The organism is Rhodococcus erythropolis NBRC 15567 (assembly GCF_001552595.1).
GTDB classification, from domain to species: domain Bacteria; phylum Actinomycetota; class Actinomycetes; order Mycobacteriales; family Mycobacteriaceae; genus Rhodococcus_F; species Rhodococcus_F erythropolis.
Map to the genome: position 1 here is coordinate 188,937 of NZ_BCRM01000011.1, position 13,580 is coordinate 202,516.

Below are 13,580 nucleotides of genomic sequence, written 5' to 3' on the forward strand. Positions count from 1 at the left end.
CGATGGTCGGCGCCGGCGGCGAGCGCGCGGGGGAATCCACGTATTGGGGACCGGATTTCGGTGAGCTTGCCACGGCGGACCCCGAGATCGCGGCTGTTGCGCTGGCCGAACTCGAGCGTCAGCGCGGCGGGCTTCAACTCATCGCAAGCGAGAACTTCACCAGTCCCTCGGTACTGGCTGCCTTGGGTTCGACCCTGAGCAACAAGTACGCCGAGGGCTATCCGGGTCGGCGTTACTACGGCGGGTGCGAGTACGTCGACGTAGCCGAGAATCTTGCGATCGACCGCGCAAAGGCACTGTTCGGCGCCGAGCACGTCAACGTCCAGCCGCATTCGGGGGCCACCGCGAATCTCGCGGTGTACGCCGCATTCGCCAAGCCCGGCGACACCGTATTGGCGATGAGTCTGCCGCACGGTGGGCATCTGACTCACGGGTCTCGGGTCAGCTTTTCGGGGCAGTGGTTCACCACCGTTCCCTATCACGTCGATTCGGCCACCGAATTGATCGACTACGACGAGGTTCGCACCCTGGCTCTGGCGCACAAGCCGAAAATCATCGTCGCCGGCGCGACCGCGTACTCCCGAACCATCGACTTCGCAGCCTTCCGGTCGATCGCGGACGAGGTCGGTGCGATCCTGTGGGTCGATGCCGCCCACTTCATCGGACTCGTGGCAGGCCGGGCGATACCGTCGTGTGTTCCGTATGCCGACGTGGTCTCCGCGACGACGCACAAGGTCCTCAGAGGTCCGCGCGGCGGAATGATCTTGTGCCGCAGCGAGCATGCCTCGGCTGTCGATCGCGCGGTGTTCCCCTTCATTCAAGGCGGCCCGATGATGCATGCGATCGCTGCGAAGGCGGTTGCCTTCAAAGAAGCGTCGACGCCGGAATATCGTTGGTATGCACAGGAAGTGGTTGCCAATGCGTCGGCGCTCGCGCAGTCGTTGGAAGCTCGCGGCCTGCGCACCGTTTCCGGTGGAACCGACACGCATCTGGCGCTTCTCGATCTGCGCGCAAGCGGTGTCACCGGAGTCGACGCCGAGCGTAGGTGCGGACTGGCTTCGATCACGCTCAACAAGAACGCGATTCCGTTCGATCCGCAGTCGCCGGCCGTCACGTCCGGAATCCGCGTCGGATCCGCGGCCGTGACGACACAGGGGTTCAACAGTTCCGACATGAGCATCGTGGGGGAGTTGATCGCGCGTGCAGTCGTAGCGGATCCAGCCACCACGTCAGGGGAGGCCGAGTTGGCATCAGTTGCCGACGGCGTTCGCGAACTGGTACGGGCAAAGCTTGCCTATCCCCGCCGGACGGGTGATCTCGCGCAGTGATCACTTCCTACGAGGCGACCACGTATCTGGCACAGGGCGGCGGGGGAGCGGGTGTTCCCATCCGTGAACTGTTGCTCGTGCTGTGTACGGCGGCGGTAGTGACATACCTAGCGACTGGCGCAGTCCGGTTGTTGGCGCTGCGGTTCGGCGCCGTCGCCATACCGCGTGATCGGGACGTTCACGTCGAGCCGATTCCGCGCCTCGGTGGCGTCGGAATGTATATCGGCATGGTTGTCGGTCTGCTGTTCGCACAGCAATTACCGGCGCTCACAAGAGGTTTCGGCTTCGGTAGTCCAGATGTACACGCTGCGCTCGTAGCGGGCGCCGTCATCGTCCTCGTGGGCGTGATCGACGACAGGTGGGGTCTCGACGCTCTCACCAAGTTCGTGGGTCAGGTGACTGCTGCCGGAGTTCTTGTGGTGATGGGCGTCAGTTGGTTCATCATCTACAACCCTTTCGGTGGTGACGGTGGGTCCACGATCATCCTCGATCAGATTCAATCGGGACTGTTCACGGTGGCTATCGCCGTGGCGACTATCAACGCGATGAACTTCGTCGACGGTCTCGACGGATTGGCCGCCGGTTTGGGCCTCATCGCGGCCTTGGCGATCCTCATCTTCTCGATCGGTCTGCTCCACGATCAGGGCGGCGACGCGAGTGTCTACCCGCCTGCGATGATCGCGGCGGCCTTGGCAGGCGCTTGTCTCGGTTTTCTTCCGCATAACTTCAATCCAGCGCGCATCTTCATGGGCGATTCCGGGTCGATGTTGATCGGTCTCATGCTTGCCGCGATCTCGACCAGTGCATCCGGTCGTATTCCGCTCACTGCTTACGGAACCCGCGACCTGGTCGGCCTCCTCGCGCCGTTGTTGCTGGTCGGTGCTGTGATGTTCATCCCGATGCTGGACATGCTCCTGGCCGTGATCCGCCGGACTAAAGCGGGCGTCAGTCCGTTCAGTCCGGACAAGATGCACCTGCATCATCGCCTCCTGCAAATCGGACACACGCACCGACGGGTTGTGCTGGTCATCTACCTGTGGGTCAGCGTCCTGGCGTTCGGTGCCGTCGGATCCTCGCTGCTCAATCGACAGCTGGTTGTCGTACTGGTTGCGGCCGGGTTGGTCATTGCCTTGTTCTTCACCGCGGTGCCGTCCCTGATCGATCGCAAGCAACAGCGTCGCTAGCCAAGTTTCCCGATCCATTACCCTTGGGCATCGTGACGAACACGCCGCAGCCTGTACCTGCCTCGCAACCCATCCCTGATTCGACCGCCGCCATGAAGTCGGCCGTGAAGTGGGGTGTGATGGGGCTGATCGCGCTGGCCGTGGTCGGCGCACTCCTGGGCGGGCTCTTCGCCGGCAAGGAAGGCGTCTACGGAGCCCTGATAGGCGCAGCCGTCGGCGGCGGGTTCATCCTGTTCACGGCGCTGGGCGTGCTGCTCACAGCGAAGTTGCCTGCGCTCACGGCCGGCGCAGTTCTTCTCGGCACGTGGCTGCTGAAGATGATTCTCGCGATGGTTGTTCTCTTTGTCCTCTCGGACATGGACTTCTACAACAAGACCGCTCTCGTCCTGGTCATCATCATGTCGCTGGTCGTCGTGCTCGGTGCGGAGACATACGGCGTTCTCGGAACCAAAACTCCGTACGTCGATCCCACTCCCAGCAGCAACGTCGACGACGACGAGTAGTACTACAAGAGGTAACTAATCGGACTTCCAGGTACCCCATCTACACAATGTCGTAGATGACTTGATAAGGTTCGGTTCAAGCGAGAGCAATGGTGGGCCGAGTAACACTCAGCCGACGATGCCATGTGCTCGCAGGTGGTCGAAATTCTGACCACTGAGTCGACGAGAGTCGCCGACACCGACAGACGCCAGGCCCCTCTAGGGTTCTCCAGCTGCTGACGAATGCGCGAGTCGAACTTGTCGACTTGTAGATCGTCAATGTCCGATCGAACCGCAGTCAATGATGGCTGCGGACCGACTACGGGAGAGAACGCTGAGCGTCACCACCCTGGCCGCGGATGAATTCCATGCGCCGTCACTAGACGATTTTTTCCCGCCCTCCGTGTTGATTCACGCGGGCCCCTTCGAGCTCGACCGTCTGATGCTGATTCGTCTGCTGATGTCGGTGCTGGTCGCAGCCTTCTTCGTGATCGCGATGCGCAGCCCTCGATTGGTTCCCCGTGGGATGCAGAACGCCGCTGAGCTTGCGCTCGACTTCGTTCGTATCAACATCGCCGAGGAGATCCTGGGCAAGGAACAGGGCAAGCGCTTCCTGCCGGTCATCACGACGATCTTCTTCATCGTGGTCGCCAGCAACATGGCCAGCATCATTCCTTTCCTGAACATCTCGCCGAACGCACGAATCGGTATGCCCCTGGTACTCGCGGCGCTCGCCTACATCGTGTTCAACTACGTCGGAATCAAGAAGTACGGCTTCTTCAAGTACGTCAAGAGCAGCATCGTCGTTCCCGGCGTTCCGCTGCCCCTGCACTTCTTGTTGGTGCCCATCGAGTTCATCTCGACCTTCATCCTGCGCCCGTTCACGCTGATGGTTCGTCTCATGGCCAACATGTTGGCCGGCCACATCCTGCTGGTGCTGTTCTTCAGCGCGACGAACTACTTCTTCTTCGTGTCCGGCGGATTCCAGGCGATCTTCGGCGTTCCGTCGATCATCGCCGGTATCGCATTCACGTTCTTCGAGCTGCTGGTCATCTTCCTGCAGGCTTACGTGTTCGCGTTGCTGACCGCGGTGTACATCGAATTGGCGCTCCACGCCGACGAGCACTGACCTTTTACCTCCTCACCAGCTACACCAAGAACTGAGCCTCTTGCCGAATCCGGCAGAGGTCAACAGAAAGGGAATGGAACACCATGAGCATCGCTTACCTCGCTCAGGAAGTTGTCGAGACCAAGTCGCGCGGCTACGGAGCCATCGGCTACGGCCTCGCAGCAATCGGCCCCGGCATCGGCGTGGGCATCGTTGTGGGCAAGGCAATCGAAGGCATGGTCCGCCAGCCCGAGATGGCCGGCCAGGTTCGTACCACCATGTTCCTCGGTATTGCATTCACCGAGGCCCTCGCATTGATCGGCCTTGTCGCCGGTTTCATTTTCTAAGACAGACATGGGAGCCACCTTCGCAGTGCTCGCGGCAACAGAGGAGACACACAATCCTCTCTTGCCCGAGACATACGACATCGTGTGGTCCGCGGTTGCGCTCGTCGTAGTCGGTTTTGTCTTCTGGAAGCTCGTTCTTCCGAAGTTCCAGAAGGTCTTGGCCGAACGCACCGAGCAGATCGAGGGCGGCATCAAGAAGGCCGAAGACGCACAGGCAGAGGCAGTGGCCGCGCTCGAGCAGTACCGCGCGCAGCTCGCCGAAGCTCGTACCGAGGCAGCGCAGATCCGTGAGGAAGCGCGTACCCAGGGTCAGCAGATCATCGCTGACATGAAGGTTCAGGCGCAGGACGAGAGCGACCGCATCGTGGCCGCAGGCCACAGCCAGCTCGTCGCCCAGCGTCAGCAGATCGTCGCTGAGCTCCGCTCGGATCTCGGCAAGACCGCTGTAGACCTGGCCGAGAAGGTCATCGGGGAGTCCCTCGCCGACGACGTGAAGCGCGCCGGAACGGTTGATCGTTTCCTCAACGAGCTCGACACCGTCAGCGCTGATTCAGCCAGGAAGTGAGCAACATGTACGCAGCGAGCCGTGAAGCCTTGGCGCAGACTCGTTCTGCGCTGAGCAGTGCCCTGGGCGCCGTCTCTGCAGGAGCGGCAACTGCTGCTTCTGCTCAGGCTGGGTCCGAGCTCTTCTCGGTGGTCGAGGTACTCGACGGCCAGCGCGCTCTTCGCAGCGCGCTGGCTGACGCTTCGGCACCGGCCGCTGGTCGCCAGGCTTTGGCAGAGCAGTTGTTCTCCGGAAAGGTCGGCGCCGAGGCGCTCGCCACCGTGAAGGCAGCTGCAGGCCAGGACTGGTCTGCGGCCCGCGACTTGGTCAACTCGCTCGAACTGCTCGGACGCGAAGCTCTGCTCCGCGCCGCAGCCGATCAGAGCCAGTTGGACACCGTTGAGGACGAGCTCTTCCGTCTCGGTCGCATCGTGGCAGGGGATCCCAGCCTGGAGCAGACGCTCTCGGATCTGTCGGTTCCCGCAGCCCGCAAGCGTGAGTTCCTCTCCCGCTTGCTCTACGGCAAGGTCACCGCGGTCACCGAGGCACTCGCCGGACAGGCCGTCGGCCGGTTGAAGTCTGCACCCGCAGACACTTTCGATCAGCTGTCGAATCTTGCCGCAGCGCAGCGCGATACCACCGTTGCTCACGTTCGCAGCGCCTCGGCGTTGAGCTCGGAGCAGTCGGATCGCTTGGCCAGCACTCTTACCCGCACCTACGGGAAGCCGGTAGCAGTACACGTCGAGGTTGATCCAGAACTCCTCAGCGGCTTGGTCGTCCGGGTGGGCGACGAGGTTATCGACGGCAGCGCAGCGGGTCGACTCGCAGCACTGCGGAAGAACCTCAAGTAGTCCTTCAGCCGAACACATACTCCAGATCTTTTCGAAGACCAGACACCGAGAGCAGGAAAAACATGGCGGAGCTGACGATCTCCTCCGACGAGATCCGTAGCGCGATCGACAACTACACCGCGAGCTACTCCCCGGAGGCCTCCCGTGAGGAGGTCGGCACAGTGACCGACACCAGTGACGGCATTGCGCACGTCTCTGGCCTGCCTTCGGCTATGTCCAACGAGCTGTTGGAGTTCCCCGGTGGAATCGTCGGCGTCGCGCTCAACCTGGATGCCACCGAAATCGGTGCCGTCATCCTTGGCGATTACCAGAACATTCAAGAAGGCCAGGAAGTAAAGCGCACGGGCGACGTTCTGTCGGTTCCCGTCGGCGATGCTTTCCTCGGCCGCGTCATCGACCCGCTGGGTGCGCCCATCGACGGCCTCGGCGAGATCGAGAGCACCGAGAACCGTGCACTCGAGCTCCAGGCCGCTTCGGTGCTCGAGCGCCAGCCGGTCGAAGAGCCGCTCCAGACCGGTATCAAGGCTATCGACGCCATGACCCCGATCGGCCGCGGCCAGCGCCAGCTCATCATCGGCGACCGCAAGACCGGCAAGACCGCGGTCTGCATCGACGCCATCCTGAACCAGAAGGCCAACTGGGATTCCGGCGATGTCAACAAGCAGGTGCGCTGCATCTACGTTGCCATCGGTCAGAAGGGTTCCACCATCGCGGGCGTCAAGGCTGCCCTCGAGGAGAAGGGCGCGATGGAGTACACCACCATCGTTGCTGCTCCGGCCTCTGATTCCGCAGGCTTCAAGTGGCTCGCACCGTACACTGGCTCGGCCATCGGCCAGCACTGGATGTACCAGGGCAAGCACGTTCTGGTCGTGTTCGACGACCTGACCAAGCAGGCAGAGGCGTACCGCGCCATCTCGCTGCTGCTGCGTCGCCCGCCGGGACGCGAGGCTTACCCCGGTGACGTCTTCTACTTGCACTCCCGTCTGCTGGAGCGTTCGGCGAAGCTGTCCGACGCACTCGGCGGTGGCTCGCTGACGGCTCTGCCGATCATCGAGACCAAGGCGAACGACGTCTCGGCGTACATCCCGACCAACGTCATCTCCATCACCGACGGTCAGGTGTTCCTCGAGTCCGACCTGTTCAACAAGGGCGTTCGCCCCGCGATCAACGTCGGTATCTCGGTCTCCCGCGTCGGTGGCGCTGCACAGACCAAGGGCATGAAGAAGGTTTCCGGTTCGCTGCGTCTGGAACTGGCTCAGTTCCGTGAGCTCGAAGCGTTCTCCGCTTTCGCATCCGACCTCGACGCTGCCTCCAAGGCTCAGCTCGAGCGCGGTGCCCGTCTGGTCGAGCTGCTCAAGCAGGATCAGTACAGCCCGATCCCTGTCGAGGACCAGATCGTCTCGATCTACCTCGCCGGCGAAGGCATCTTCGACAGCGTTCCGATCGGTGACGTCCGTCGCTTCGAGAAGGAACTGCTCGAAGACCTCAAGCACTCGGCTGCTGGCGTCTACTCCAGCATCAACGGCGGTAAGGCACTCGATGCCGACAACGCTGCTGCGCTGATCGCTGCAACGAACAAGTTCAAGGAAGGCTTCATCGCATCCGACGGAAGCCGGGTCGTGAACGAGGCCGAGGCTGACGCTTTGGGCGCCGACGAGGTCGAGAACGAGCAGATCAACGTCAAGCGCAAGACCGTCAGCAAGTGACGTACGCGCCCATGACACTGCGAATTCCGAAGGGAGAGTGATTGATCGATGGCGAGCATTCTCGAATTGCGGTCTCGTATCAAGTCGGTCAACTCGACCAAGAAGATCACCAAGGCACAGGAACTGATCGCGACTTCGCGTATCACCAAGGCTCAGATTCGCGTCGCCGCGTCCAAGCCGTATGCCGAGGAGATCACGAAGGTACTCACCGAATTGGCGAGTGCGTCTGCTTCGCTCGATCACCCGTTGCTCAACGAGCGCCCGGAGCCCAAGCGGGCTGCGGTCCTCGTTGTCACCAGTGACCGCGGCATGTGTGGTGGCTACAACTCCAACGTCCTCAAGCAGGCAGAAGAGCTCATGGCTCTCCTCCGCAGCGAGGGCAAGGAGCCGGTCGTGTACGTGCTCGGTTCCAAGGGACTCGGCTACTACACGTTCCGCGGCCGCGACATCGGTGCTGCGTGGACGGGCTTCTCGCAGGATCCGGGTTACTCGGATGCAGCGAAGGCCAGCCGCCACCTGGTGGAGCTGTTCATGGCTGGTTCGGGTAACCAGGTTGCCGCTCCGAACGGTGAAGGCACGATCGAGGGCGTCGACGAACTCCATATCGTCTACACCCGCTTCGTGTCGATGCTGACGCAGACTCCCGAGGTTCGCCGTATGGCTCCTCTCGAGGTCTTCGTGTCGGAAGAGCGCATCGAACTCGGTGACGACATGCTGACCAACGGCCACGACGACGACCATGACAATGGCCCCGTCGCGGACTTCAGCTTCGAGCCCGAGCCCGAGAAGCTTCTCGGTGCTCTTCTCCCGAAGTACGTCAGCACTCGTATCTTCTCGTCGCTTCTCGATGCTGCGGCATCGGAGTCGGCAGCCCGTCGTACCGCCATGAAGGCCGCGACGGACAACGCAAACGAACTGGTGAACACGTTGAGCCGTCAGGCCAACCAGGCTCGCCAGGCCCAGATCACCCAGGAAATCAGCGAGATCGTCGGCGGCGCCAACGCGCTCGCCTCGAGCGCAGGAAGTGACTAGCACATGACCGCAGCAGTAACCGAAAACAACGGGGCAGGTTCGGCTTCGGCCGTAGCCGGCCGCGTCGTGCGGGTCATCGGTCCCGTCGTGGACGTTGAATTCCCGCGTGGCGCTGTTCCTGAACTGTTCAACGCCCTGAACGCCGAGATCACGCTTCCCTCGGTCGCCAAGACGCTGACGCTCGAGGTTGCACAGCACCTCGGTGACAACCTGGTCCGCACCGTCTCCATGCAGCCCACCGACGGCCTCGTCCGCGGCACTGCAGTGACCGACTCGGGCAAGCCGATCTCGGTTCCCGTCGGTGACGTCGTCAAGGGCCACGTGTTCAACGCCCTGGGCGATTGCCTCGACACCCCCGGCCTCGGCCGCGACGGCGAGCAGTGGGGCATCCACCGCAAGCCACCAGCCTTCGACCAGCTCGAAGGTAAGACCGAGATCCTCGAGACCGGCATCAAGGTCATCGACCTTCTCACCCCGTACGTCAAGGGTGGAAAGATCGGCCTGTTCGGTGGCGCCGGCGTCGGCAAGACCGTTCTGATCCAGGAAATGATCACGCGTATCGCTCGCGAGTTCTCGGGCACCTCGGTGTTCGCAGGCGTCGGTGAGCGTACCCGTGAGGGCACCGACCTCCACCTGGAAATGGAAGAGATGGGCGTCCTCCAGGACACCGCCCTTGTCTTCGGCCAGATGGACGAGCCGCCCGGAACGCGTATGCGCGTCGCCCTGTCCGCACTGACGATGGCGGAGTACTTCCGCGACGTTCAGGGCCAGGACGTCCTGCTGTTCATCGACAACATCTTCCGCTTCACGCAGGCAGGTTCCGAGGTTTCCACCCTCCTCGGCCGTATGCCTTCGGCGGTGGGCTACCAGCCCACGCTGGCGGACGAGATGGGTGAGCTCCAGGAGCGCATCACCTCGACCCGCGGTCGCTCGATCACCTCGCTGCAGGCTATTTACGTGCCCGCCGACGACTACACCGACCCCGCGCCGGCTACGACGTTCGCGCACCTCGATGCCACCACCGAGCTCTCGCGCCCGATTTCGCAGATGGGTATCTATCCCGCTGTGGATCCGCTGAGCTCGACCTCCCGCATCCTGGAGCCCGGCATCGTCGGTGCCGAGCACTTCCGCGTTGCCAACGAGGTCAAGCGCATCCTGCAGAAGTACAAGGAACTGCAGGACATCATCGCCATCCTCGGTATGGACGAGCTTCAGGAAGAGGACAAGGTCCTCGTCGGCCGCGCCCGTCGTATCCAGAAGTTCCTCGGCCAGAACTTCATCGTTGCCGAGAAGTTCACCGGTGAGCCCGGCTCCGTCGTGCCGCTCCGCGACACGATCGAAGCCTTCGACCGCGTCTGCAAGGGCGAGTTCGATCACCTGCCCGAGCAGGCATTCAACAGCTGCGGTGGACTCGACGACGTCGAGGCTGCAGCCAAGAAGATGGCCGGGAAGTAGTCCACGATGGCTGAGATGACCGTAGAACTCGTTGCCGTCGAGCAGCGCTTGTGGTCTGGTTCGGCGACGCTGGTCAGCGCTCAGACCACTGAGGGCGAAATCGGCATCATGCCCGGGCATGAGCCGGTCCTCGGCCAGCTGATCGAGGGCGGAACCGTGTCGATCACCCCGGTCGACGGCGAGCGTATCGTTGCTGCAGTACACGGAGGGTTCCTCTCCGTCACTGCGACGACGGTGACGATTCTTGCCGAGTCCGCGGACATGGCAAAGGACATCGACGTCGAGGCAGCCAAGGCTGTCTTGGCCGAGAACTCGGGCGACCTCGAAGCGATTGCGGTCGCCAAGGGTCAGCTCCGGGCCGTCGAGCGCGCGTAAGTTACTCGAGTAAAGCCGCGACGGGAGCCGACGAACAGTGACATTCGGAATGACTGTGTTGATCATTCTGGTTGTGCTGCTCGCGGTTCTCGTCGCGGCTTTTCTGTATCGTCTGCTGGTTCTACGTCGCGGCGGTACCGCTGCACTGCTTCGTGTTCTGCCATCCCCGGGGGACAGCGGGTGGCGTCACGGAATCATTCGCTACGGCGAAAGCACCTTCGTCTTTTTCAAACTGTCGAGTCTGCGGCCGGGCCCGGACTCCAGGATTGATCGTCAAGGAATCGAGGTCGAGAGCCGTCGCTCTCCCTCGGGTACCGAATTCGACATCATGAGCGACGACATCGTCGTGGTCAAGGTCAACGACGGATCGTCGGCCTACGAAATCGCCTTGGACAGTGGAGCATTGACAGCTTTCCTGTCCTGGGTCGAATCACGGCCGGACGGGCGCGCCCGTAGGCGACGCACCGCCTGACCGGTCCCGCTCAAGCCCCGGCGCCGGGCTTCCAGAGCACATCGCCTTCAGGATTTGCGACTCTTCCCATGATGAAGAGCAGATCCGACAATCTGTTGAGATATTTCGCGGGGAGGACGCTGGTGTCTTCCGGGTTCGCATCGATGGCGGACCAGGCCGCACGCTCCGCACGCCGCGAGACGGTTCTTGCTACGTGAAGCAGGGCACCCAGGGCAGTTCCGCCGGGCAGAATGAACGAATTCAACGGTGCCAGTTGCTCATTGAGCTCATCGCACCATCCTTCGAGTCGATCGATATAGGCCTGAGTCACTCGCAGCGGTGGGTACTTCGGGTTCTCGACGACAGGGGTGGACAGGTCGGCCCCCGCGTCGAAGAGGTCGTTCTGGATCTGGCGCAGCATCGCGAGCAGATTCTCCGGGGGTGTGCCGAGGGCAACGGCCACACCGATCGCCGCGTTGGTCTCGTCGCAATCCGCATAGGCGACCAGACGCGGATCGTTCTTGGAGACTCGCGAAAAATCACTGAGGCCGGTGGTCCCGTCGTCGCCGGTCCGGGTGTAGATCTTCGTCAGGTGAACAGACATAGGGCTACGGTACCGGCGCGGTGCCGACGAGGTTGTGGCTCTAGGCTGTGAACCGTGAGTGAGCACTTTCTTGTGACCGGGGGTAACCGCCTCGAAGGTGAAGTACTGGTGGGAGGGGCCAAGAACAGTGTGTTGAAGCTGATGGCCGCTGCGCTGTTGGCCGAAGGCACCACTGTGGTGACCAACTGCCCGGACATTCTCGACGTGCCGCTGATGGCGGACGTCTTGCGAGGGCTGGGCTGCGAGGTCGAACTCGAAGACTCCGAAGTGCGGATCACGACGCCGGCCGAGCCGAAATATCACGCTGATTTTGACGCGGTCAAGCAGTTTCGGGCGTCGGTGTGTGTGCTTGGTCCGCTGGTCGCGCGTTGTCGACGCGCTGTTGTCGCACTTCCTGGCGGCGATGCGATCGGTTCGAGGCCACTCGACATGCACCAATCCGGGCTCCGCCTGTTGGGCGCGCGTAGCGAAATCGAACACGGATGTGTCGTTGCCGAGGCAGACGACCTTCACGGCGCGAACATTCGCCTGGTCTTCCCGTCTGTGGGTGCAACCGAGAACATCTTGATGGCAGCAGTGCTCGCCCGAGGTGAAACGGTGATCGACAACGCTGCACGTGAGCCCGAGATCGTGGATCTCTGCAACATGCTCAACGAAATGGGCGCCAAGGTATCGGGCGGCGGAAGTTCGACGCTCACCATTCAAGGCGTCCGCAAGTTGGAACCGACTACGCACCGTGTCATCGGTGACCGCATCGTTGCCGCAACATGGGGTGTCGCTGCCTCCATGACCAGGGGTGACGTCCGCGTTCGCGGGGTGAACCACAAGCATCTCGGGTTGGTCCTCGACAAGCTTCGGACAGCCGGCGCGGAGGTGACTCCCGAGGTCGACGGTTTCCGTGTCATCCAGCGTGAACGGCCCAAAGCAGTCAATTTCGCGACATTGCCTTACCCCGGATTCCCGACCGACCTGCAGCCGATGGCAATCGGTTTGGCGGCGGTTGCCGAGGGCACGTCGATGATCACCGAGAACGTATTCGAATCGCGTTTCCGATTTGTCGAGGAAATGATCCGACTCGGCGCCGACGCTCGTACTGACGGTCACCATGCTGTGATCCGCGGAGTTCCAGTGCTGTCGAGTGCGCCGGTGTGGTCTTCGGACATTCGGGCAGGCGCCGGGCTCGTGCTTGCCGGGTTGGTCGCGGACGGAACCACCGAAGTCCACGACATCTTCCACATCGACCGTGGGTACCCGCGATTCGTCGAGAATCTCCGTGGACTCGGGGGAGTGATCGAGAGGGTGGGCTCCGAATAGGTTCGGTGCTCGGCGTCACACTCGGGCCTATTCGCGATTGGCGGAAAGGCTCAACTGTCTGACCTGGCCTTGGCTAGTGAATCGGTGTTGTGACCAGGCGATTTGTGAATTGATTGAAGGTTCGCGTAACTTATTCCAAGTCAGAGCGACACGGACACCGACTCCCGCCTTCACGGCGAGTGACACGAGGTTGTACGAAGTGCCTGACCAAATTTCGAAGTAGTTTCCATCGTGTATGGTTGTGCTTCACCTCCAGTTCTTCCCCGAATGTTCAGCGGTTTGCGCCGATGATCATGATGGGATAGGCTGGAAAAGTTGCCCCGGAGCGGCGGCCATAGGGTCGTGGTGATGGTGTGTGCGTGTTCTTTGAGAACTCAACAGTGTGTCGATGAATGTCAGTGCCAAATATTTTTTGGTACTTCACATCCGCGAATGATCAACCGCCTCTTGGGGTTTGGTTGGTTTGTGTGTGGTGTGAGTATTTTTCGTCGGTGATTGTTCATTCTTCCGTCTGAATGGTTGCCGACACATTTTTTGCTAGTTGAGTTTTTTTGCTAGTGATTTGACTCTTTTTGTCTATGACTGATTAGCCGGCCTTCGGGTTGGTGATATCTAGAGTCTTCAACGGAGAGTTTGATCCTGGCTCAGGACGAACGCTGGCGGCGTGCTTAACACATGCAAGTCGAGCGGTAAGGCCTTTCGGGGTACACGAGCGGCGAACGGGTGAGTAACACGTGGGTGATCTGCCCTGCACTTCGGGATAAGCCTGGGAAACTGGGTCTAATACCGGATATGACTT

At 61.6% G+C, this 13,580-nt stretch carries 14 protein-coding genes and 1 rRNA gene; 14 read left to right on the top strand and 1 reads right to left on the bottom strand.

What is annotated here, in order from left to right:
- The first annotated feature begins 2 nt into the window (after nt 1–2).
- The 12 genes from glyA to RE4_RS17200 all read left to right on the top strand — a co-directional run bounded on the left by glyA (nt 3) and on the right by RE4_RS17200 (nt 10,884).
- Nucleotides 3–1,328, top strand: coding sequence for a serine hydroxymethyltransferase (gene glyA / locus RE4_RS17145; RefSeq protein WP_060939021.1), 1,326 nt, complete (start codon nt 3–5; stop codon nt 1,326–1,328).
- Complete coding sequence (locus RE4_RS17150) at nt 1,325–2,512, top strand: glycosyltransferase family 4 protein (protein ID WP_019749176.1); 1,188 nt, start codon at nt 1,325–1,327, stop codon at nt 2,510–2,512. The genes glyA and RE4_RS17150 overlap by 4 nt, the downstream gene beginning before the upstream one ends.
- A gap of 32 nt (nt 2,513–2,544) precedes the next feature.
- On the top strand, nt 2,545–3,015 hold the full coding sequence (locus RE4_RS17155; protein WP_019749175.1) for a Cg1360 family ATP-synthase-associated protein: 471 nt from the start codon (nt 2,545–2,547) through the stop codon (nt 3,013–3,015).
- A gap of 280 nt (nt 3,016–3,295) precedes the next feature.
- Nucleotides 3,296–4,123 (top strand): F0F1 ATP synthase subunit A, encoded by an 828-nt coding sequence (gene atpB / locus RE4_RS17160; protein ID WP_019749174.1) that lies wholly within the window; start codon nt 3,296–3,298, stop codon nt 4,121–4,123.
- Between the two features lie 83 nt (nt 4,124–4,206).
- Nucleotides 4,207–4,449 carry an ATP synthase F0 subunit C gene (locus RE4_RS17165; protein ID WP_003941327.1) on the top strand — a complete coding sequence of 81 codons (243 nt, stop codon included), beginning with the start codon at nt 4,207–4,209 and terminating at the stop codon, nt 4,447–4,449.
- Between the two features lie 7 nt (nt 4,450–4,456).
- The gene (locus RE4_RS17170; RefSeq protein WP_060939022.1) at nt 4,457–5,014 is read left to right on the top strand and encodes a F0F1 ATP synthase subunit B; all 558 of its coding nucleotides are present in this window, start codon (nt 4,457–4,459) and stop codon (nt 5,012–5,014) included.
- Between the two features lie 5 nt (nt 5,015–5,019).
- Entirely contained in the window at nt 5,020–5,844 is an 825-nt protein-coding gene (locus tag RE4_RS17175; protein WP_003941304.1) for a F0F1 ATP synthase subunit delta, read from the top strand.
- Nucleotides 5,845–5,906: 62 nt separating this feature from the next.
- Nucleotides 5,907–7,550 carry a F0F1 ATP synthase subunit alpha gene (atpA, locus tag RE4_RS17180; RefSeq protein ID WP_019749171.1) on the top strand — a complete coding sequence of 548 codons (1,644 nt, stop codon included), beginning with the start codon at nt 5,907–5,909 and terminating at the stop codon, nt 7,548–7,550.
- 48 nt (nt 7,551–7,598) lie between these two features.
- The gene (locus RE4_RS17185; protein WP_003941320.1) at nt 7,599–8,582 is read left to right on the top strand and encodes a F0F1 ATP synthase subunit gamma; all 984 of its coding nucleotides are present in this window, start codon (nt 7,599–7,601) and stop codon (nt 8,580–8,582) included.
- Nucleotides 8,583–8,585: 3 nt separating this feature from the next.
- Nucleotides 8,586–10,037: a F0F1 ATP synthase subunit beta gene (gene atpD / locus RE4_RS17190; protein ID WP_003941349.1), complete on the top strand. Its 1,452-nt coding sequence runs from the start codon at nt 8,586–8,588 to the stop codon at nt 10,035–10,037.
- A 6-nt stretch (nt 10,038–10,043) separates the two neighbouring features.
- Nucleotides 10,044–10,412: a F0F1 ATP synthase subunit epsilon gene (locus RE4_RS17195; protein ID WP_060939023.1), complete on the top strand. Its 369-nt coding sequence runs from the start codon at nt 10,044–10,046 to the stop codon at nt 10,410–10,412.
- A 49-nt stretch (nt 10,413–10,461) separates the two neighbouring features.
- A complete protein-coding gene (locus RE4_RS17200; protein WP_029255703.1) occupies nt 10,462–10,884 on the top strand; it encodes a DUF2550 domain-containing protein in 423 nt (140 codons plus the stop codon).
- 10 nt (nt 10,885–10,894) lie between these two features.
- Here the strand turns inward: RE4_RS17200 and RE4_RS17205 are convergent, their stop codons facing one another.
- Nucleotides 10,895–11,467: a cob(I)yrinic acid a,c-diamide adenosyltransferase gene (locus RE4_RS17205; protein ID WP_020908291.1), complete on the bottom strand. Its 573-nt coding sequence runs from the start codon at nt 11,465–11,467 to the stop codon at nt 10,895–10,897.
- A 54-nt stretch (nt 11,468–11,521) separates the two neighbouring features.
- On the opposite strand from RE4_RS17205, the gene murA reads away from it, so the two are divergent.
- Both murA and RE4_RS17215 read left to right on the top strand, forming a co-directional pair.
- Nucleotides 11,522–12,781 carry a UDP-N-acetylglucosamine 1-carboxyvinyltransferase gene (gene murA / locus RE4_RS17210; RefSeq protein ID WP_003941314.1) on the top strand — a complete coding sequence of 420 codons (1,260 nt, stop codon included), beginning with the start codon at nt 11,522–11,524 and terminating at the stop codon, nt 12,779–12,781.
- A 621-nt stretch (nt 12,782–13,402) separates the two neighbouring features.
- A 16S ribosomal RNA gene (locus RE4_RS17215) occupies nt 13,403–13,580 on the top strand; the annotation flags it as partial.

Excerpts from the sequence above, each read along its gene's own strand:
- RE4_RS17175 (WP_003941304.1), top strand. The coding sequence starts at position 5,020 with ATGTACGCAGCGAGCCGTGAAGCCTTGGCGCAGACTCGTTCTGCGCTG.
- RE4_RS17170 (WP_060939022.1), top strand. The coding sequence starts at position 4,457 with ATGGGAGCCACCTTCGCAGTGCTCGCGGCAACAGAGGAGACACACAAT.
- RE4_RS17165 (WP_003941327.1), top strand. The coding sequence starts at position 4,207 with ATGAGCATCGCTTACCTCGCTCAGGAAGTTGTCGAGACCAAGTCGCGC.
- atpD (WP_003941349.1), top strand. The coding sequence starts at position 8,586 with ATGACCGCAGCAGTAACCGAAAACAACGGGGCAGGTTCGGCTTCGGCC.
- RE4_RS17195 (WP_060939023.1), top strand. The coding sequence starts at position 10,044 with ATGGCTGAGATGACCGTAGAACTCGTTGCCGTCGAGCAGCGCTTGTGG.
- RE4_RS17185 (WP_003941320.1), top strand. The coding sequence starts at position 7,599 with ATGGCGAGCATTCTCGAATTGCGGTCTCGTATCAAGTCGGTCAACTCG.
- atpB (WP_019749174.1), top strand. The coding sequence starts at position 3,296 with ATGATGGCTGCGGACCGACTACGGGAGAGAACGCTGAGCGTCACCACC.
- glyA (WP_060939021.1), top strand. The coding sequence starts at position 3 with ATGGTCGGCGCCGGCGGCGAGCGCGCGGGGGAATCCACGTATTGGGGA.
- RE4_RS17200 (WP_029255703.1), top strand. The coding sequence starts at position 10,462 with ATGACTGTGTTGATCATTCTGGTTGTGCTGCTCGCGGTTCTCGTCGCG.
- RE4_RS17205 (WP_020908291.1), bottom strand. The coding sequence starts at position 11,467 with ATGTCTGTTCACCTGACGAAGATCTACACCCGGACCGGCGACGACGGG.
- atpA (WP_019749171.1), top strand. The coding sequence starts at position 5,907 with ATGGCGGAGCTGACGATCTCCTCCGACGAGATCCGTAGCGCGATCGAC.